Raw genomic sequence first — 20,991 nt, 5'->3', positions numbered from 1 at the left:
AAATCATGACAACTATTAAAGTAGGAATTAACGGTTTCGGCAGAATCGGTCGAAACGTTTTTAAAATTGCCCTTGAAAGAGGCAATATCGAAATTATTGGCATAAACGATCTTACGAGTACTAAAGTACTTGCTCATCTTTTAAAGTATGACTCTACTCAAGGAAAGTTTGATGGAACTGTTGATTATACAGATACCGAACTTATCGTAAACGGAAAAGCGATTCCCGTTTATGCGGAAAAGGCACCGATAAATATCAAATGGTCAAAAACTCCCGATGTTGTTGTTGAATCAACAGGTGTATTTACAAAACGCGAATCTGAAAAAGGCGGTTACGGCGACCATCTGAAAAACGGCGCTAAAAAAGTTCTTCTTACTGTACCCGCTAAAGATGAAATAGACAACATGATAGTTATTGGAGTGAATGACAACGCGCTCAGAGATTCCGACCAATGTGTTTCCAATGCATCTTGCACCACAAACTGTATAGCTCCGATTGCTAAAGTTCTTCAAGATAATTTTGGTATTGAAGTAGGTTTGATGAATACAATTCATGCATACACAAATGATCAAAGAATTCTGGATGCTCCTCACAGCGATTTGAGAAGAGCTCGCTCCGCTGCGGTCTCCATTATTCCTACAACTACAGGCGCTGCTAAAGCCGTAGGTAAAATTATCCCTGAGCTCAAAGGCAAACTTGATGGCTTAGCAATGAGAGTTCCGGTTCCTACAGGTTCAGTTGTAGATCTTAGTGTAACATTAAGCAGACCTGTTACTAAGGAAGAAATAAATGCTGCTATGAAAAAAGCTGCCGAAGGCCCTATGAAAGGAATTCTTCAATACACAGAAGATCCTATTGTTTCTTGTGATATCATTCATAATCCGCATTCATCAATTTTTGATGCACAGTTAACAATGGTTATGGAAGGAGGTCGGAACGCAAAAGTCGTTTCTTGGTATGACAACGAATGGGGTTACTCGGAAAGAGTAGTTGATTTAATTGAAAAGTTGATCAAATAATAAAAAATAAAGGCGACGAATTATTTTCATCGCCTTTTTTATATACACTAAATAAACATTATTACGTAATTAAAATTTAAAATTTATGAAAAGAATTATTCTTTTTTTAGTCGTTGTAACAATATTTGCTGCGACCGGTTTTGCTCAAGAAGCAACAACCCAAAAAGACCAGTATGGTATTACTGTTACTTCAAAACCTGTTAGTGTTTTTGAAGAAGACGGTATTCTAGTATTCAGAGGTGATAAATATAGAATCTGGTTGGATACTCGTATTCAAGCGGATTTTTCTGGTTACTTCGGTGAAAATCCGGATTTTGATAAAATCGGTGACGGCGCTTCTATAAGAAGGGCCAGATTTGCCGTTAAGGCTCAGATCACACCGGATTGGTATGGCGAAATTGATATTGATGCTGCCGATGGTGTTTTCGAATTAAAAGATGCTATTATTCGCTATACAGGGGTGAAAAATCTTGAAATACAGGCCGGTAACTTTAAGGAAAATTTTTCGATATCTCGTAATACTACATCAAGATACCTGCAATTTATGGAACGGCCTATGGTTGTTCAAGCATTAACCCCAAGTAGATTCATTGGTCTTAATGTAAAATATTCTGTTCCTGTGTTTTGGGCGTCGGCAGGTATTGCTTTCCAGGAAATTGCAGGTTCGGAGGAGCGTATTTATGTAGAAGATAACAATAAAGATTACGGTCGCGGTTCCGGTTTATCATATACCGGAAAAATAGTTGTTCGTCCCTTATATCAAATGTCTGATGCAAGTTTACATATCGGTGGAGCAATTTCTTACAGAAATCCTAAATCAAGTGTAAGTACCGGCGATTACGGATCTACTCGCTTCAGCACCCGTAACAGCACTACTGTTAACCGTAAAAAATATTTAGACACAGACCTTATAAGAGATACTAAATTTGATTTGTTGTACACAGTCGAACTTGCCGGTCATTATAAAGGTTTAAGATATGAAGGTGCTTATATTTGGGATAATGTTTTTATTAAAGAAGATTCTCAGTATAATACCGAAACAAAACTTATGCAAGGCTGGTATTTTCAAGCAGGTTATCTGCTGCTCGGAGGTACCCAAAGCTATGACGTAGGCGGAGCAAAGTACAGTAAAATATCCGGAGGTAGAAAATGGGGTGACATTGAGTTATGTTTGAGATATGAATTTATCGATTTAAATGATTTTGAAGGTGGCGTTTATGGCGGTTCGGCCGAAGCTTATACCGCAGGCATTAATGTTTATTTCGGTAAAAATTTCAAATTTGCTGTTAATTATCAATATAATAATAACGACCGTTATGCAAACGGTAGAGGTAAATTATTTGTCGGATATGATGCTGATGGAAATCCGACTAAAGATTATACAAAGGTTGTCGCTGCCGACGGAAAAGCAGGAGTTGATTATCACATGTTATCATGCAGATTCCAGGTAGCATTCTAATTATTAATTTATTATTTAATTTAAAATAGAAAAATATATGAAAAAAATATTATTCGCAGTATTAGCAATAGTTATTTGCGTTACTGCCTGTGTTAAAGACCCTATTTATGATGGAATAACAATTACTAATATCAAACATTCTCCGGAAACAATAACAGATAATGATGAAGTTTTTGTTACGGCAGATATTACTTCTTTTGTTGATTTTACGGCAAAATTGTATTACACCGTAAATGAAGGACAGGAAAATATTGTTGAAATGAACCGTTCTAATTCTTCAAATGATAAAGAATATATTGCAGCAATTCCCGAACAAGCACTTAATGCAAAAATTGTTTATTGGATTGTTGCAAATAGTGATGAAAAAACTGTAGAATCTACAAAATTAGATTATGAAGTTGGTGCTTTGGTTATTGATTATACAAAATTAAGATTGAATGAACTTAATGGAAACGATAAGTTTATTGAGTTATACAATGGAGGAACAATTGCTATTCCAATGACTGGTGTTTATATTCAAAAAGACGGTCTGGAAAATTGGAGAGCCGATGAAACTATAATAGTTAACGCGGGTGAATATTTGTTGTTATATAGTGTTGATGTTAAGGCCGATTATCCGGAACATCCTGAAAATCTGTTTTTCAACAGCGGGCTTTCTGCGAAAAAAGAAGTAAGGGTACAGCTCTTTACTCCGGGTGGCGTTAGTATTGATGACTTTAATCTCACAACTCTTGTAATTACAGCCCCAAATTCCTATAGTAGAAATGCCGATGGTGTTTGGTATCATGCGGTAGCTACTCCCGGTGCTCAAAATGTTGATGGTACCGAAATAGTTGAAGGACTTGAGGGCGGTGTTATCCCGACTCCCGATTATACTAATTTGGTTTTAAATGAATTAAACGGCGGATTTAAATTTATCGAACTTTACAATAAGGGCAATGTTGAACTGTCATTAAAAGATATGTATATGGAAAAAGACGGTAGTACACTTATTTGGACTTCCGAGGATATAGTTATTCCTGCCAATGGATATTTGTTGTTATATAGCGAAGATGTTGCTTCAACTCATCCTACACATCCGGCAAATCAGATTTTCGGCAGCGGATTATCTGCTAAGAAATCGGTTAAAATTGAGTTGTTTATGCCAGACGGTACATCTCGTGATGTGTTTACAAGAGGTCCTGAACCATGGAATGTAACAAATTTATCAGATTTAGGTTCTAAATCTATGGCTCGCACTCCCGATGGCGGTGATTGGAAATTAGTTGAAGAGGCAACTCCGGGTACAGCTAACCCTGCAACCGGAGATGAAATTCCTCAAGAATAATTTGCGAGTTTGTATATTTTCCTTTATTTTAAGGTGTTATACATAATAAAAATAATTAAGTCATAAAACCGGTAAAATAGAAAAATTAAATTTTTTATCGGTTTTATGCTTGAATTATTTAGAAAATCATAATTTTTAATTATCAGAATTAATCAAAATCAAAATTTATATAATATGTCACAAGAAAAACTTGAAATAGGAGCAATTTCAAAACCAAGATTTGAATTTCGTTCATTTGGACAGGATTTTACAGCAGCACACAAAAGAATGGCGCGCCTCTCGGTTCCTGTCCCTGAAAAAGTTTGGGAACGCACAAGCGATGAGGTATATATCATCTCTCGTACAAACGATATTAACAATACCAAGATTCGCGACGGCAAAATGGATATTAAAACATTTGTACAAACGGTTGACGGACTTGAACAATGGAATCCGCTGATGAAAGGTGAATTTCCTATATCTGCCAACATCCTTAAAAAGGAAGTCTTTACTGCATTTATGGTTGTCCCTCCAAATTTTACAAAAGAATCTTATACCTACGATGAATTTATCGAAATGGTAAATAATCATCCAGATCTAATTGCCGTAAGAGTACATAAACAACGGTTCGGGTATATGGTTAATGATACAATCTGTGAAGTAGGAAACGTGCTTATTAATGGTGCTAAAATTGTTACAATCAATTCGGAGTCAACAGAAATTGAAGACATCAAAAAAACAATCAAAGATATTGGTCTTGAAAGTGTTGAAAATATCAATTACTTACAGGCAATCAAGCGTGTTATAGGAATGAGTTCAAAAAAATTAGCTAACGAATAAAATTAATATTATGGCATTACAAGAAATTGAAAGAAAGTTTTTAGTTACAGGAGATTTTAAGCCTTATGTAACTAAAGCAACACGCATTACCCAAGGTTATCTCAGTTCCGTTCCCGAAAGAACCGTTCGTGTACGTATCAAAGGTGATAAAGGTTATATTACCGTAAAGGGAATGGGAAACGATAGCGGAGCAAGTAGATTTGAATGGGAAAAGGAAATTCCTGTTAGTGATGTTGAGGAACTTTTGAAAATATGTGAACCCGGCGTAATTGATAAAACCCGTTATCTTGTTCCGGTTGACGGTCATACATTTGAAGTTGATGAATTTTATAAAGATAATGAAGGTTTAACTGTAGCCGAATTGGAATTGAAATCGGAGGACGAACAATTTTCAAAACCTGATTGGCTTGGTGAAGAAGTTACCGGTGACGTAAAATATTTCAACTCAATGTTGATGAAAAATCCATATAAAAATTGGAAATAATCGTAAATATAAATTAAGAACTGAAAAATATGAATGACAACAATACTCGTCCGGCGAATTTCGATCCGCTGGATATGAATAATTATAGAATAGAGCAACTCCCGAAAATGAAAAAATCGGGATTTGAAAAATGGATGGCAATAGTAGGCGGACCATTGGCGCTGTTAGTGTTTATCTTGATATACTGGGTTGTTGATATACCCTTTTTAAACACAATTTCTTCCGAAGGATTGGATACAACAGCACTTGCCCGTTTTGAGATACTTGGTCAGGAAGCATTTATACGTATAAATTACGCAATGCTTGCAATTTTTGCGGCGTCCATTGTGCTTTGGATAACAGAAGCTATACCGAATTACCTCACTTCATTATTCGTAATCTTAGCTGTTGTGCTTTGCCATGTAACCACAGAAAAAACAGCTTTTGCACAATTAGGTCATCCTGTAATGTGGTTGAATATTTTATCATTTATACTTGCGAGTATGTTGGTGAAAACAAAAGTAGCCAAACGTTTTGCACTATGGATGATGGTAAAATTCGGTAAATCCGCTACTTCAATAATTCTCTGTTTTGTAGTTATAAACATAGTATTGTCGGCTTTTATCTCCGCAACTACGGCTAAGGCTGCTATCTTGTTACCTATTTTTATGGTTATAGCTGCCATATACGGCGCAACCGGCGGCGATAACAGAAATAATTTCGGCAGAAACATAGTTTTACAAAATTTATTTCAAATAAACGTAGGTGCTTCCGGTTTTTTAACCGGTTCCGGAGCAAACCTTCTTGCGGCCGCAATGATGGCGGGAGCTTTGGGAACATCAATATTTAGTTATCAGGATTGGTTTGTTGCAGCCTTTCCATTGGCATTAATACTAATTATCTTAGGTTGGCTTATCGGAACAAAAGTAATTTTTCCTTTAAAACCCGAAGAACGCAAACCTCAAATCGAAGGTGGAATGCAACGTATGAAAGAGGAACTCGACAAAATGGGTAAAATGAGTTTTCAGGAATATAAAGCAATTGCAATTTTTGTAGCTGTTTTAGTGCTATGGGCAACTGATAAACAGCACGGTATCAGTCAAACTACCGTTGCGTTCGGCGGTGCAATCTTAGCCTTACTGCCTAAAATTGGTATTGTTAATTGGAATGATGTGGATATTCCTTGGCATTTGATGATATTTTCTGCCGGCGCTTATGTTCTTGGAGTCGGATTTGATGTTACCGGACTTCCTGCAACTTTAGTAGATGTAGGTTTTGATCATCTCGGAATTACTAATAATACTCCTTATTGGGTTTTGTTTTTATTGATTACTTTTTTGATGCTTTTCAGCGCATTAGTGTTTCAGTCCAAAACAATGCGAACGTTAATATTTATACCCATAGCTTTAGGTATAGAACAAAGATTCGGATTTCCTACTTTAAGTTTGGCTTTTCCCGCGGCATTATTAATTGAACATGTGTATGTTCTGCCGTTTAATAGTAAACCTGCTGCTTTACTTTATACAACCAATCAATATAGCTGGAGTGATACTTTTAAATTCGGAATAACTATGATGGTTATTACTTGGATTATGATAATTATTTGGGGTGAAACTGTTCTCAGATGGTTAGGCTATACAAATGGGTTGTTCTTCTAATTTAATACTTAATTAATCTATTATGATTTACGTACAAACAAAAATACATGATAAATTTTCTGTTGAATTCAAAGTAGGATTTGTTGTTAGGCGAAGTATGAAAGATAATAATTTTATTATAAATACTTGGTTGTTCGTGCCTAATAGCCTTGATATAAATTCTACAACTTACGATAAAACACAGTTTTATAGAGATATAAAATCTAATGTTCGCTTAATAACTCCGGTTTTTCTTCTTAGAGATATTACCGGTAATAATGGTGTGCCTTATAATTATCTGAAAACTGCATTTGAAAATGCGGCATCAAACCCTTTGAGGACAACTATAGCGGATTATATTTATCAGATAAAAATGTTTTGTGCTATTTTAAAAAGTTCACTGAGAAATGAATCCGAACATATTATTAGTACTACAAATCTTAGAGATAAATTGTTTTTATGTAAGAATTATATTGATAATGTGAATGATATTATCTTTAAATATAGAGAACTTTGGAATGTGATAAACGTTCCTATTGTAAAGGACGAAGATAAAAATCATTTTTCCTTCGGAGACGAATATTTATGTCATATTATTAATTTCTACTCAATGAGGATATTACAAAATCTTCAAATAATGGAAAATAATGATGATATTAATAACATAAAAAATAAATTTTCAACTCTTATTAATGAAATAAATGATCATAGAAAATTACGAGGCTATTATGTTGCTAAAAAGGATGATAAGGAAAATAATAGAAATATGATTCTGAGACATGGCATCTTAAAAAAATATATTGAAAGCGATTTATATGTAAAATTGAATAAAAAGAAAGACGGGGTGTCTGTACAGCAGATTTATTTTAGTCTTGCAGCGGGCATAGCAATGGTTTTTGCAACTATAATCGCATTTTATTTTCAAAAAACTTATGGAAGTTTTTCAATGCCTTTGTTTGTTGCCTTAGTTGTAAGTTATATGTTGAAAGACAGAATAAAAGATTTAATGCGACATTATTTTGCATATAAAATGAAAGATAGATTTTTCGATAATAAATCTATAATTCATGTAAAAAATGACAAAGTAGGATGGATTAAAGAAGGTGTGGATTTTATTACCGACGAAAAAACTCCTTCGGAAGTTTTGGAAATTAGAAACAGGTCTAATCTCTTACAGGCTGAAAATGAATTTTTTGATGAAAAGATATTGTTATACAGAAAGAAAGCTTATATTAATAACAATGACTTAGGAAGTCATTATCAATACAGAATATCAGGAATCAATGATATTATAAGGTTGTATATCAACAGTTTTACGCAAAAAATGGATAATCCGGAAGTTTCTCTTGAAACTTTGGATGAAAACGGAAAAGTAGTAAGTTTACCCACAAGAAAGATTTATAATATTCACATAGTCATGCAACTTAAATTTGAAGACCATTCAGAGTACAAAGGGTTCAGGGTGGTAATGAGTAGAGATGGGATTCTTGATATAATTGAATTGGATAATTCGAAATAATTATATTAAAATAGTATATTTTTCAAAGAAAAATCATCTATTAAGTTCTACTTTTAATAAACTTTTGTTTAATAATTTATTCCATAATTTTATAATTAGTATTTTATACGCTCATTAGCTTTGTTTTGTGTTTTTGACTACTAAACTAAATTAGTGCAAAAACATAAAACATGCTGATAATTATATATTTATTGTCGAATTTTTTTAAAAAATAAGTCGAAATTAAAAAAATATAATTACTTTTGCGCGTTAATTTAAAAATTTATAAAATGAAGAAATCTATTTTTTTATATTTAGCGTTAATTACTTTTTCCTGTTTAATTACTTTAAATAGTAATATTGTTAATGCACAAAGTACATATGGACCTCAGTTTGAGAATATGGGCTTTGAAACTTGGGAAAATTGGAATAACAGCTCTTCCAGACCCGAACCACTCAATTGGCACGGTTTGAAGTCAGCTGATGGAACTTGGGCGAGTGCAGTTCCTGATGGAGTTCTTACATCATCAACAACAGTACGCCCAGGTAGTAGCGGTTCGAGATCGGTATTATTGACAACTAAACCATATAAGGTATTCGGTATTACTGTTGCTCAGGTTGTTGGGACATTGACTAACGGTAGAATGTACGCAGGTAGCACTACTCCTCTTAATGCAAATAATTACATGCGCACAGTACGCAGTAATGATGTTTTTAATACTCCGGTAACATCAATCCCTGATTCGATAACCGTTTGGGTAGCTTCTTGGACAAACAATTCATCTCATAAATCATTTATACATTGTGCTGTTCATGATGATGCTGACTTTAAATTAGTGAGTAATGGATCGTATGACCCTGCTAATATGTTAGTTGCTAAAGGTGATTTAGAATTTTCCCGTACATGTGCCTCAAGTTCTTCCTTGACATGGGAAAGAAAGTCTGTCCCTTTTACCAGAGATGGTGATTGCGTGAGTAATAATCCCAGATATGTTATTGCAAGCTTCTGTACAAGTACCAACCCGAGCAATACTTCGGAAGGAGATTTTCTATATGTTGACGACGTTCTCCTCGTTTACAATCCGGCTTTAACCGTTCCGGCTCTTGCAACAACTACTTATACAAGGCCTGTTGGCGGTGGGGCAGTATCCATTTCTATACCTTATAATATACAAGGTACAATGTCTCCATATAATCTTAATGCGGATGCTAATAAAGTAATCGCGGAATTATCTGATGCGAACGGAAATTGGGGTAATCCTATACAATTAATTTCGCCCATTATTACTGATGTTAGCGGTACTATTTCAGGTATAATTCCTGCTTCGGTACCAGATGGTGCCGGATATAAAGTTCGCGTGAGAACGACAAATTATCCTATGACAACAGTATCAACTTCTACAATTACAATAAATACAGCAGTTCAACAATATGCGGTATCTATTACGGCTAATCCTACTGTCGGAGGTACATACTCAGGTAGCGGAACATATAACTCCGGGCAATCGGTTACAATTATTGCTACTCCGAATTCTGGATATAGTTTTGTAAATTGGACTGAAGGTGGAAATATAGTTTCTACAAACAGCAATTATAATTTTACAATATCTTCTAATAGAACTTTTGTTGCGAATTTTAATCAAATATCAACATATACTATTGCTGCAACGGCTAATCCTGTCGCGGGAGGTTCTATTACCGGTGCCGGACAATATACTCATGGTGCTCAGGTTAGTTTGCAAGCAACAGCAAATACAGGATATCAATTTGTTAACTGGACTGAGAACGGACAAACTGTTTCAACTAACCCTTTACTTTCATTTAATGCAACTGAAAATAGAAATTTAGTTGCTCACTTCATAGCATTATATACTGTAAATCTTTCTGCCAATCCTGTAGCTGGCGGTTCTGTCAGTGGTGGCGGAACTAATATTCTTGATGGTACACAGATTACTGTTAATGCATATCCGAGTTCAGGGTATAGTTTTACAAATTGGACTGAAAATGGTAATATAGTATCAACCAATGCTAATTATACTTTTGCGGTAACTTCAAACAGAAATTTAGTTGCTAATTTTACGCAAATTATTTCATATAATATTTCACTATCAGCTAATCCGGTTTCAGGCGGTACTGTTAGTGGCGGTGGAAACTATCAAAACGGCCACTCCCTTACAGTTACTGCAATAGCTGCTTCCGGTTATACTTTCCAGAATTGGACTGAAAGCGGCAATGTAGTTTCAACTACTGCAAGTTATACATTTACAGTTTCTCAAAATAGAACATTAGTTGCTAACTTTACTCAAAATGTTTATTATGCGATTTCTGCAACCGTAAATCCGGTAGGAGCGGGTACTATCAGTGGTTTAGGTAGTGGCAGCTTTGCAAGCGGCGCACAAGTTACACTTACGGCAGTTGCAGCTTCAGGATATCAGTTTGTTAATTGGACTGAAAATGGTAATGTGGTTTCTACTAATTATATTTATAATTTTATTGCAAATAGTAACAGAACATTAATTGCGAATTTTATTAATCTTTACAATGTAAGTTTATCGGCAAATCCTACAGCGGGTGGTAATGTATCAGGTGGCGGAACATTTGCGAGCGGTACTGAAATTACAGTTAATGCAGCTGCCGGCACTGGTTATTACTTTCTGAATTGGACAAAAAATGGAAATATTGTAGGTACTTCGGCTAATTATACTTTTACAGTAACAGAAAACACAAGTCTTATTGCTAATTTCAATCAATTATTAACTGTAAATTTAAGTGCAAATCCTGCTGATGGCGGTACTGTCAGTAAATCAGGTACCGGGCATTATCAACCCAATGCTGAAGTTACAATAACCGCAACGCCCAATAATAATTTCGGATTTATTAATTGGACAGAAAATGGACAAGAAATAGCTACTACGCAGCAATATACGTTCAACATTACGTCAAATAAAACCTTTGTAGCTAACTTTGTTCCGAAGTATACAATAAGCGTTTCAGCTAACCCTGCAGAAGGCGGTCACGTTTCCGGCGACGGTACATTTAATGAAAATTCATCAGTTACCGTAAGAGCTTTACCATATAGCGGTTATTATTTGGCAAGCTGGACTGAAGACGGTCAAATTGTTTCCTCAGATTTGAATTATACTTTCCAAGTTACAGGAAATAGAACTTTAATAGCTAATTTCGAATTAATCCCAACATATAATATTTCGGCAACAACAAATCCTGATGGTGCTGGAACTATCAGCGGTACCGGAGTTTATGAAATTAATGAACCGGTTACTTTGCGAGCAACCGCAAATTCCGGTTATCAATTTCAAAATTGGACTGAAGAAGGTGTTATAGTACACTCAGGTACTACATATTCATTTATCGCTGTGGAAGATAGAGAATTGGTTGCTAATTTTATAGAATTATATACAATAAATATTAGTGCAAATCCTGCAAATGGCGGAACTGTAAGCGGTGCCGGTATTACGAACGGTACGGGTATTTTTACAAATGGTTCGGCTGTTTCAGTTGCTGCAATAGCTAACACAGGATTTGTGTTTTCTAATTGGACAGTCGATGGAAATGTTGTTTCAACCACGGCAAACTATTCATTTAATATTTCCAGTAACATTAACTTAGTAGCTAACTTTTTACCGCGTCATACTTTGAGTATAATAGTTAATCCCGAAGGTGCCGGTACTTATACCGGTAACGGAACTTATACCCAAGGCGCAAATGTAACAGTTACCGCAACTCCTGAAAGTGATTATACTTTCCAAAATTGGACTAAACTCGGTAACATTGTTTCAGAAGATGGGGCCTATACTTTCCAAATAATGGAAAATACTGTTTTAACAGCCAACTTTGAATTGATTCCGCAATATGTTATTTCTACCGCATCTTCACCAGCTGCGGGCGGAACAATATCAGGAGCCGGAACATTCAGACAAGGGGCGGATGTAAATCTTACCGCTACGGCTAATTCTGGTTATGAATTTGTCAATTGGACAGAAGAAGGTACGGAAGTTTCTACCAATAATATTTATTCTTTTATTGCAAGTGAAAATAGACATTTGGTAGCAAATTTCACTAGTATTTCAGTTGGTTATGATATTATCCTTAGTGCTAATCCGACTAATGGCGGGAATGTATCAGGCGGTGGTAATTATGACAGCGGAACAGGTATAGAAGTTATTGCGACTCCTAATGCTAATTACGAATTTGTTAATTGGACTGAAGATGGCCTTGAAGTTTCAACAGATGCAAATTATTCTTTTATAGTTGAAAGTGAGAGAACACTTGTTGCCAATTTCAATTATATAATAAATTATTATGATATTACCCTGATTTCTGATCCAACAGAAGGCGGAATTCTTACGGGAGATGGCAATTATCAAGAAGGAACACCAATTACAGTTTCTGCAATAGCTAATGAAGGTTATGAATTTGTTAACTGGACAGAAAATGGAAATCAGGTTTCAACCAACTTAAATTATTCTTTTACAGTTAATAGAAATAGAATACTGAAAGCCAACTTTGTGGAGATATTCACATTGGAGTTAATAGCAAACCCAATAAATGGCGGAACTGTTTATGGTCATGGAACTTATTATTTAAGTAATGAAGTAACAATAATGGCAGTTGCTGAAGAAGGTTTTGAATTTGTGAATTGGACAGAAAATGGCAATGTAATATCTACTTCTTATTCTCATACAATTTTTATTAATGAAAGTAGGAGCATTACAGCTAATTTTAATGAAATATTCAGTTATCTTGTTAGCTTGGATGTTGTTCCTGAAAATGCCGGTAGCGTGTCGGGTGCGGGAGAATATATATCCGGTTCCGAAGTAACAATTACCGCAACTCCTAATTCGGGTTTTGTTTTCAATAATTGGAAGGATACTGACGATCAAATAATATCTACAAACTCTGTCTATAATTTTATTATTGAAGAAGATGTTCATTATTTTGCTAATTTTAAAGCACAATATACGGTTTCTGTTGAAATTAATCCTGAAAATAGTGGTTATGTTTCAGGTGCGGGAACGTATCAAGAAGGTCATGATGTAACTCTTTCTGCATTTGCTTATACCGGTTACGAGTTTGTCAATTGGACTGAAAATGGTAATGTTATTTCAAGCGAAGATGAAATAAGTTTTACATTGACAGAAAATAGAAGTTTGGTTGCAAATTTTGCTCAAATAACTACTTTTAACGTAAGCCTTACTGCTGATCCGATTGAAGGAGGTACGGTTTCCGGTGATGGAAATTATGTCTCTGGTGCAAATGTTACGGTTTTAGCTGTACCCAATGATTATTATGAATTTATTAATTGGACAGAAGATGGAAATATTGTATCCGATAATGCAGGTTACAGTTTTGTTATTTCCGAAGATAGAAACTTAGTGGCGAACTTTGAAGAAATAACCGAATATAACGTCAATTTAACTGCAAATCCTGTTGAAGGCGGTAGTGTTTCAGGAGAAGGTGACTATATTAGTGGCAGCGAAGTAACTATAATAGCTACTGCAAATGATAATTACAACTTTATCAATTGGACAGAAAATGGAAGTGTTGTTTCTTCACAATCAATATATACTTTCAATATTAATGGTGACAGAAATTTAATTGCAAATTTCGAAGAAATAATTCAATATACAGTAACTTTAACTGCAAATCCTGCAAATTGCTGTACACTTGTCGGCGATGGAGTATATGTTTCCGGTTTAAGTGTTACCGTGGCTGCTACTGCAAATCCGAATTTTACCTTTGTTAACTGGACTAAAAACGGAAATGTTGTTTCAACAGATAATGTTTATGAGTTTATTATTGTTGAAAACACTGATTTAGTTGCAAATTTTGATGAAATCATACAATATAATGTTGTATTATCTTCTAATCCTGCTGACGGCGGTGATGTTATTGGCGCCGGTACTTATGATGAAGATACTGAAGTTACAATACTTGCTGAAGCTAATGATAACTATATCTTTGTAAATTGGACGGAGAACGGAAATGTTATTTCAACAACTACAGGTTATACTTTTGTAATTTCGGAAGATAGAAATCTTGTTGCTAACTTCGTTACAAATTATAGTTATACAGTAGAACTTTCCGCTAATCCGGAAGAAGGCGGAACTGTTATGGGCGAAGGTACCTACACCGAAGGAACAGAAGTAAGCATACTTGCTGTTGCTAATGACGGTTATGTCTTTGTAAATTGGACTGAAAACGGAAATATACTTGCAACAACCGCTGCTTATGAATTTGTTATTAATAATAACAGATCTCTTGTAGCAAAATTTGAGGAAAATACTTTATATACTGTTAGCCTTTTGGCTAATCCTGCAGATGGAGGTATTGTAAGCGGTAGCGGTACTTTCTCTCCCGATGTGGAAGTTAGTGTTGTTGCCGTTGCAAATGACGGTTATAGATTTATAAACTGGACTGAGAATGGTGCAATTGTTTCCACTTTAAATGATTATGTCTTCATTATTGAGAGCAATAGAAACTTAACAGCTAATTTTGAGCAAATACAATATCATTCAATTGAAGTTACTATCCAAAATCCTGATGCCGGAACAGTAATCGGTGCAGGTGAATATGAAATAGGAACGGAAATTACGCTTATTGCGGTTCCTTATACTAATTACACATTTGTAGGATGGTATGAAGATGGTATTGAAATATCAAATCAACCTGAATTTAATATTGTTGTTGAGAGGGATATGAATCTTAGTGTAATGTTTAAATATAGTTCCATTGAAGATTATATTATTGAAAATTTGAATGTATATCCGAATCCTGCTAACGAATATATTATTATCGACGCACCTTATGATATAGAATATATTGAAATATTTAATTTATCAGGAAAGCTTGTGAAAAGAGTAACTGTTAACACAAATCACACAAGAATAAATGTTTCCGATATTGTTTACGGCAGTTATATTCTAAAGATAAAGATTGAAAATAATTTTATAAATAAGAAAATCATAATTACAAAATAGAATAAAAAAACTAATTATTTGAAAGGAGCCCGTGTTTTTTGCGGGCTCTTTTTATATGAATGAAATCTTATGAAAAGTATATAAGAAGTGATATGATTATAAGAGATTAATCATTAAACTACAAGTCAAATAATCTTGTTAATCGCAATTTATAATATAATTTACATCAAACAGATAAATTTTTAAAATTATAAAATAGTATTATTAATAAAATATTCGTTATATAAACATGAAAACTAACTTTGTATTACTAATATTATCGGTTTCAATATTTACATGTATTCATGCTCAGGAACCTTACGGCAAACAATTTAGAAATATGGGTTTTGAAGACTGGGCGCATTGGGATAATAATGGCAACAAATATGAACCGCTTTATTGGCATAGTTTTAAATCGGGTGTAGGTTCATTAATAACTTTTACTCCGAATAGCGTCAGTCGTTCAGAATTAATTCGTCCGGGTTCAAAAGGAAAATTTAGCGCAAAAGTACAAGTTAAAAAAGTTTTAGGAGTTAAAGCTAACGGTACTTTGGTTAACGGAAGAATGAATGCCGGAAGCATGTCGGCTAATGGCAAAGGAAATTATTTTTTCACTGAGACATCAAATCCTGCTTTTAATACTCCTATTGATTGTGTGCCGGATTCTATTACAATATGGTTTTGTTTTAGATCCGACTCCAAAACAGATTCCGCGTTCATTCATTGCTCGGTTCATGGCAATTATAATTGTCGTTTGGTTAGCGACGGAACATATCATCCTTCGGATTTATTAGTTGCAAAAGGAGATGGATACACTATTGCCAAAAGTTCTCCTAAAAGTAATGATTATATCTGGGAAAGAATGTCGGTGCCGTTTATTAGCGATCATGAGTGTACTCATGATGATTCTAAATATATTTTGGCATCGTTTTCAACAAATAATAACGCCGGACAAGGCAATGAGTCTGATGAACTCTTTATGGATGACGTGCTTCTTGTTTATAATCCTACTTTAAAAACCGAGAAATTATCAATGGCAAATTATAAAATTTCTGATTATTCGGAATATATTCCGGTTGATATTCCGTACTCCCTTATCGGAACAATGTCTCCGTATAATCTTAATAATGCTAAAAATAAAGTTATTGCTGAACTTTCGGATGATAAAGGAAATTTTACTTCCGCAATAGTATTAGGAAGTGTAGAATCTGATATTTCCGGTGTCATCTCAGGAAAAATTCCAAAAGAAAAAATTAAAGCCGGCAACAAATATCAAATAAGAGTAAGAACTACAAACTACCCGATGACTGCTGAACCGTCGGAAACTATTGTTAGTTTTAATTAATATATTTTTCAAGTTTAAAATATTCGAAAATCCTATTATGAAAGGACGAATGTTTATGTTTTAAATTATATTTTTGCTTTATCGTCTTTTTCCTTCAAGTGTAAAAATTATACACTCCCTGTCTTTCATTCTCAATTAAAATAACTACCTTTGCAGGCAAAATTGAATTTTTATGTTTGAAAGTTTAAGTGATAGATTAGATAGGTCTTTTAAGATATTAAAGGGACAAGGATATATTACGGATATTAATGTTGCGGAAACAATTAAGGATGTTAGGAAAGCTTTGCTTGAAGCCGACGTAAGTTACAAAGTTGCCAAATCTTTTACCGATGAAGTGAGAGAAAAAGCAATGGGGCAAAAAATACTTACCGCCGTTTCTCCGAGCCAATTATTAGTTAAAATAGTTCATGATGAACTTACTGAACTTATGGGCGGCGAACATTCGGAAATTGATGTTAAAGCCAATCCGGCAATTATTCTTATCGCCGGGCTCCAAGGTTCCGGTAAAACAACTTTTTCTGCTAAACTTGCAAATTATCTTCGAAATAAAAAATCAAAAAAACCATTGTTAGTTGCCGGCGACGTATATCGTCCCGCCGCAATTGACCAGCTTAAAGTTCTAGGGGAATCAATCGGTGTTGAGGTTTATTCGGAACCGGAAAATAAAAATCCTGTAGAAATTGCACAACATGCAATCAAATATGCAAAAGAAAAAGGTTTTACGGCAATTATCATAGATACTGCCGGTCGTTTAGCTGTAGATGAAGAAATGATGAACGAAATAGCAAACGTAAAAAATGCTGTTAAGCCTCATGAAACTTTGTTTGTTGTTGACTCCATGACAGGTCAGGATGCGGTTAACACAGCAAAGGCATTCAATGATAAGATTGATTATGACGGGGTTGTGCTTACTAAACTCGATGGTGATACTCGTGGCGGTGCGGCACTTACAATAAAAGCAGTTGTAAATAAACCTATCAAATTTGTCGGAATCGGCGAGAAAGTCGATGCTCTTGATGTTTTCTATCCGAAGCGTATGGCTGATAGAATTCTCGGAATGGGTGATATTGTTTCTCTTGTTGAAAAAGCACAGGAACAATTTGATGAAGAAGAAGCTAAAAAACTGCAAAGAAAGATTGCTAAGAATACTTTTAATTTTGATGACTTCCTAAATCAAATCAAACAGATAAAGAAAATGGGTAATATCAAAGATTTAATGGCAATGGTTCCCGGAATGGGAAAAGCTATCAAAGATCTTGATATTGATGATGATGCTTTTAAAGGAATTGAGGCTATGATACATTCGATGACTCCCGAAGAACGTGAGAATCCTATTATGATAGACGGTAGCAGAAGAAAGAGAATAGCTAAAGGCAGCGGAACTACTGTTCAGGAAGTTAATCAACTTTTGAAGCAATTCGGAGACGCTAAGAAAATGATGAAAATGATGAATTCAAGTTCCGGAAGAGCAGGAATGATGAATGCGATGCGAAAAGGTGGAGCGTAATCTAACATAAAATATAAAGATATATGCAGTTAATTGATGGTAAAGAAGTTTCTTCGGCAATAAAGGAAGAAATAAAAAAAGAAGTAAGCGAAATTATTGACTCCGGAAAAAGAGCTCCGCATCTTGTGGCTATCCTTGTTGGCGACGATCCTGCAAGTCATACTTACGTTAATAATAAGGAAAAAGCCTGTGTATCTGTCGGAATGACTTCCACAATATACAAATTGCCGGCTAATATTACGCAAGAGGATCTTCTTGAAACAATTAATTTTATTAATAATGATGATGAAGTTGATGGAATGATTGTACAACTCCCTCTTCCGAAACATATTGACAAAGATTTGATTATTAACGCAATCGATCCTTCAAAAGATGTTGATGGTTTCCATCCTGTGAATGTAGGAAAAATGGTAGCCGGTGAAGATACTTTCTTACCTGCAACTCCTTTCGGGATTCTTAAATTGCTGGAGTATTACAAAATAGAAACTTCCGGAAAGCATTGTGTTATTGTAGGAAGAAGCAATATAGTAGGAACTCCTGCAAGTATTTTGCTCTCTCGTAAAGCTTATCCCGGCGATTGTACCGTTACACTTTGTCATAGCAGAACACAAAATATCAAGAATTTTTGTTTGCAGGCGGATATCCTTATTGCAGCAATCGGTAGTCCCAAATTTATTACCGGTGATATGATTAAAAAAGATACCGTTGTAATCGATGTCGGTACAAACAGAATTCCATCCGATAAAACTAAATCAGGATTTGCTCTCGTAGGTGATGTGGATTTCGAAGAAGTATCAAAGAAAGCATCTTACATTTCCCCGGTTCCCGGAGGTGTAGGACCAATGACAATAACCGGATTGATTCTTAATACACTTAAAGCTTATAAACGCGAAAGATAAAGCACAAGGCAGTACGAGCGGCAATTGAGAGTTGATAATGAATAAAAGCCGATATTTAATATGAAACTCAAAATCTCAATTATGAAACATTCACTATTATCATTAATTTTTATATTAATGTTTCAAATCTCTTTCGCTCAAAAATCCGAATCTATTTATATCCCATCCAAAAAAGTTCAAAAAGAATTTGAAACAGCAAAAAAATATTATTCTAAAAATGAATTAGATAAAGCAATTACTGCTGTTGATAATTGTATTAAGGAAGATCCTTTCTTTGGCGATGCTTATATAATGAAAGCCAGCATAATGGTCGATCTGAATGATTATTGTGCTGCTGTTGAGCTATTTGATAAAGCTGCCGAAGTTTTAAATCTAAAATATGCCGGAAATTTATACGATTTATACAGGTTTTCAGTTGAATGCGGTGATTATCAAAAAGCTAAGGAAAAGCTGTTGATGATGAAAGATGAAAGTGATAAAAGAAGATATCCTGTCCAATTAGTTGATTCTTTGCTTGAAATTACAAGTGCAGCACTTGAGATTATGAAAAATCCTTTGCAGATTGAAATGAAAAGAATTGATTATCCGGTAAATTCTAATATTAATGAATATATAACTGCAATTTCTGCCGATGAAAAGAAGCTGTTTTTTACGCGAAGTTATGAAGATACTACATATATTGGTAATGAACAGATAATTAGAATTGTTGATGAAGTTGCCTATATTGCAGAACGTAATTTAACGGAAGATTTAAGTATTTGGGATACTGTTTATAAATTTGATGAATTTTATCCGCAATTTGCGGATGGACGCGGAATTACTATTTCTCCAGACGGCAATACGATTTTTTTTGTCGGTTGCGGTTGGAGAGACGGATACGGAAGTTGTGATATCTATTGTTCATATCGTATCGGGAATAATTGGACAAATCCCGTAAATTTAGGAAGTAATGTAAATTCAAAATATTGGGAAACCCAACCTTATATGTCGTCTGATGGATACACTCTTTATTTTGTGAGCAATCGCCCCGGAGGTTATGGAAAATCAGATATTTGGTATTCCGTTATGGATGAAGATGGAAATTTCGGTGAAGCAAAGAATCTCGGCGACCGCGTAAATACTTCCGGCGACGAAAGAACTCCATTTATACATTTTGATGCCAGAACTTTATATTTCTCGTCTGATGGTCATCCCGGTTTGGGAGGAATGGATTTGTTTAAAATTGATCTTAAAAATCATGAAGATAAAGCAACTAATCTCGGTTATCCGATTAATGACAAAAGCGATCAACAATGTTTCTTGGTAAGTCCGGACGGAACTACAGCTTATGTTTCTTCGGCTGCAGAAAGCGGCAATTTTGATATTTATTGTTATTTGATTCCGGAAGAAATTCGCCCTGTACCTGTTATTTGCATTGAAGGTTATGTTTTTGACATTGTTACAGGGGGAAAATTAAATGCCTTAGTTGAGCTTGTCTCAACAAGTAATTCTAACCTGTTAAGTTCTATTAATACAGCAAATGACGGACATTTTGTTATTTGCATCGAAGATAAAGTCGATTTCGGAATTACTGTTTCTGCTGACGGATATATGATTTATTCCGATAATTCTCTTTCGGCAAAGAATATTTCCGAAATATTTGAAATCGGATTACATCCTTTGGAAGACGGAAAGGATATTATAGCAAGGAATATTGTATTTGCTCACGATAGTTATGAGCTAGAAAGTGTTTCTTATGTGGAATTAAACAGATTGATTTCTTTGATGGCTAAAAATCCCGAAATAAATTTTGAAATACGCGGTCATACGGATAATATAGGTTCCGATGCTTATAATCTCACACTTTCTGAAAACAGGGCAAAGGTTGTTTACGACTATTTAGTTTCCAAAGGAATTGCTTCTTCAAGATTAATCTATAAAGGTTACGGTTCAAAATTCCCTATAGCCGATAATGCGTCCGAAGAGGGGAGGGCTCTGAATCGAAGAACGGAGTTTAGAGTTAAGTTGGGAGTTAAGAATTAAGAGTGATGTGGAGTAGTGT

General features: G+C 34.7%; 12 protein-coding genes. All 12 read left to right on the top strand.

Annotation, left to right across the window (positions count from 1 at the left end):
• Positions 1–5: 5 nt before the first annotated feature.
• The 12 genes from gap to LBP67_07990 all read left to right on the top strand — a co-directional run bounded on the left by gap (position 6) and on the right by LBP67_07990 (position 20,972).
• Positions 6–1,019: a type I glyceraldehyde-3-phosphate dehydrogenase gene (gene gap, locus LBP67_08045; GenBank protein ID MDR2084930.1), complete on the top strand. Its 1,014-nt coding sequence runs from the start codon at positions 6–8 to the stop codon at positions 1,017–1,019.
• An 85-nt stretch (positions 1,020–1,104) separates the two neighbouring features.
• Complete coding sequence (locus LBP67_08040) at positions 1,105–2,478, top strand: OprO/OprP family phosphate-selective porin (GenBank protein ID MDR2084929.1); 1,374 nt, start codon at positions 1,105–1,107, stop codon at positions 2,476–2,478.
• Positions 2,479–2,515: 37 nt separating this feature from the next.
• On the top strand, positions 2,516–3,805 hold the full coding sequence (locus tag LBP67_08035; GenBank protein ID MDR2084928.1) for a lamin tail domain-containing protein: 1,290 nt from the start codon (positions 2,516–2,518) through the stop codon (positions 3,803–3,805).
• A 174-nt stretch (positions 3,806–3,979) separates the two neighbouring features.
• A complete protein-coding gene (locus tag LBP67_08030) occupies positions 3,980–4,624 on the top strand; it encodes a hypothetical protein (protein ID MDR2084927.1) in 645 nt (214 codons plus the stop codon).
• Positions 4,625–4,634: 10 nt separating this feature from the next.
• A complete protein-coding gene (locus tag LBP67_08025) occupies positions 4,635–5,108 on the top strand; it encodes a CYTH domain-containing protein (protein MDR2084926.1) in 474 nt (157 codons plus the stop codon).
• A 29-nt stretch (positions 5,109–5,137) separates the two neighbouring features.
• A complete protein-coding gene (locus LBP67_08020) occupies positions 5,138–6,745 on the top strand; it encodes a DASS family sodium-coupled anion symporter (GenBank protein MDR2084925.1) in 1,608 nt (535 codons plus the stop codon).
• A 22-nt stretch (positions 6,746–6,767) separates the two neighbouring features.
• Positions 6,768–8,243 carry a hypothetical protein gene (locus tag LBP67_08015; protein ID MDR2084924.1) on the top strand — a complete coding sequence of 492 codons (1,476 nt, stop codon included), beginning with the start codon at positions 6,768–6,770 and terminating at the stop codon, positions 8,241–8,243.
• A 269-nt stretch (positions 8,244–8,512) separates the two neighbouring features.
• Positions 8,513–15,220, top strand: coding sequence for a T9SS type A sorting domain-containing protein (locus tag LBP67_08010; protein ID MDR2084923.1), 6,708 nt, complete (start codon positions 8,513–8,515; stop codon positions 15,218–15,220).
• Positions 15,221–15,449: 229 nt separating this feature from the next.
• A complete protein-coding gene (locus LBP67_08005) occupies positions 15,450–16,544 on the top strand; it encodes a hypothetical protein (protein ID MDR2084922.1) in 1,095 nt (364 codons plus the stop codon).
• 172 nt (positions 16,545–16,716) lie between these two features.
• Positions 16,717–18,051, top strand: coding sequence for a signal recognition particle protein (ffh, locus tag LBP67_08000; protein MDR2084921.1), 1,335 nt, complete (start codon positions 16,717–16,719; stop codon positions 18,049–18,051).
• Between the two features lie 23 nt (positions 18,052–18,074).
• Positions 18,075–18,950, top strand: a complete 876-nt coding sequence (gene folD, locus LBP67_07995) for a bifunctional methylenetetrahydrofolate dehydrogenase/methenyltetrahydrofolate cyclohydrolase FolD (GenBank protein MDR2084920.1) — start codon at positions 18,075–18,077, stop codon at positions 18,948–18,950.
• Positions 18,951–19,031: 81 nt separating this feature from the next.
• Positions 19,032–20,972, top strand: coding sequence for an OmpA family protein (locus LBP67_07990; protein ID MDR2084919.1), 1,941 nt, complete (start codon positions 19,032–19,034; stop codon positions 20,970–20,972).
• The last annotated feature ends 19 nt before the right edge of the window (positions 20,973–20,991 follow it).

It is taken from the genome of Bacteroidales bacterium (assembly GCA_031276035.1).
Classification (GTDB): domain Bacteria; phylum Bacteroidota; class Bacteroidia; order Bacteroidales; family BM520; genus RGIG7150.
Note: the sequence above shows the minus strand (reverse complement) of the source record. Positions and strands in the feature narration are given on the sequence as shown.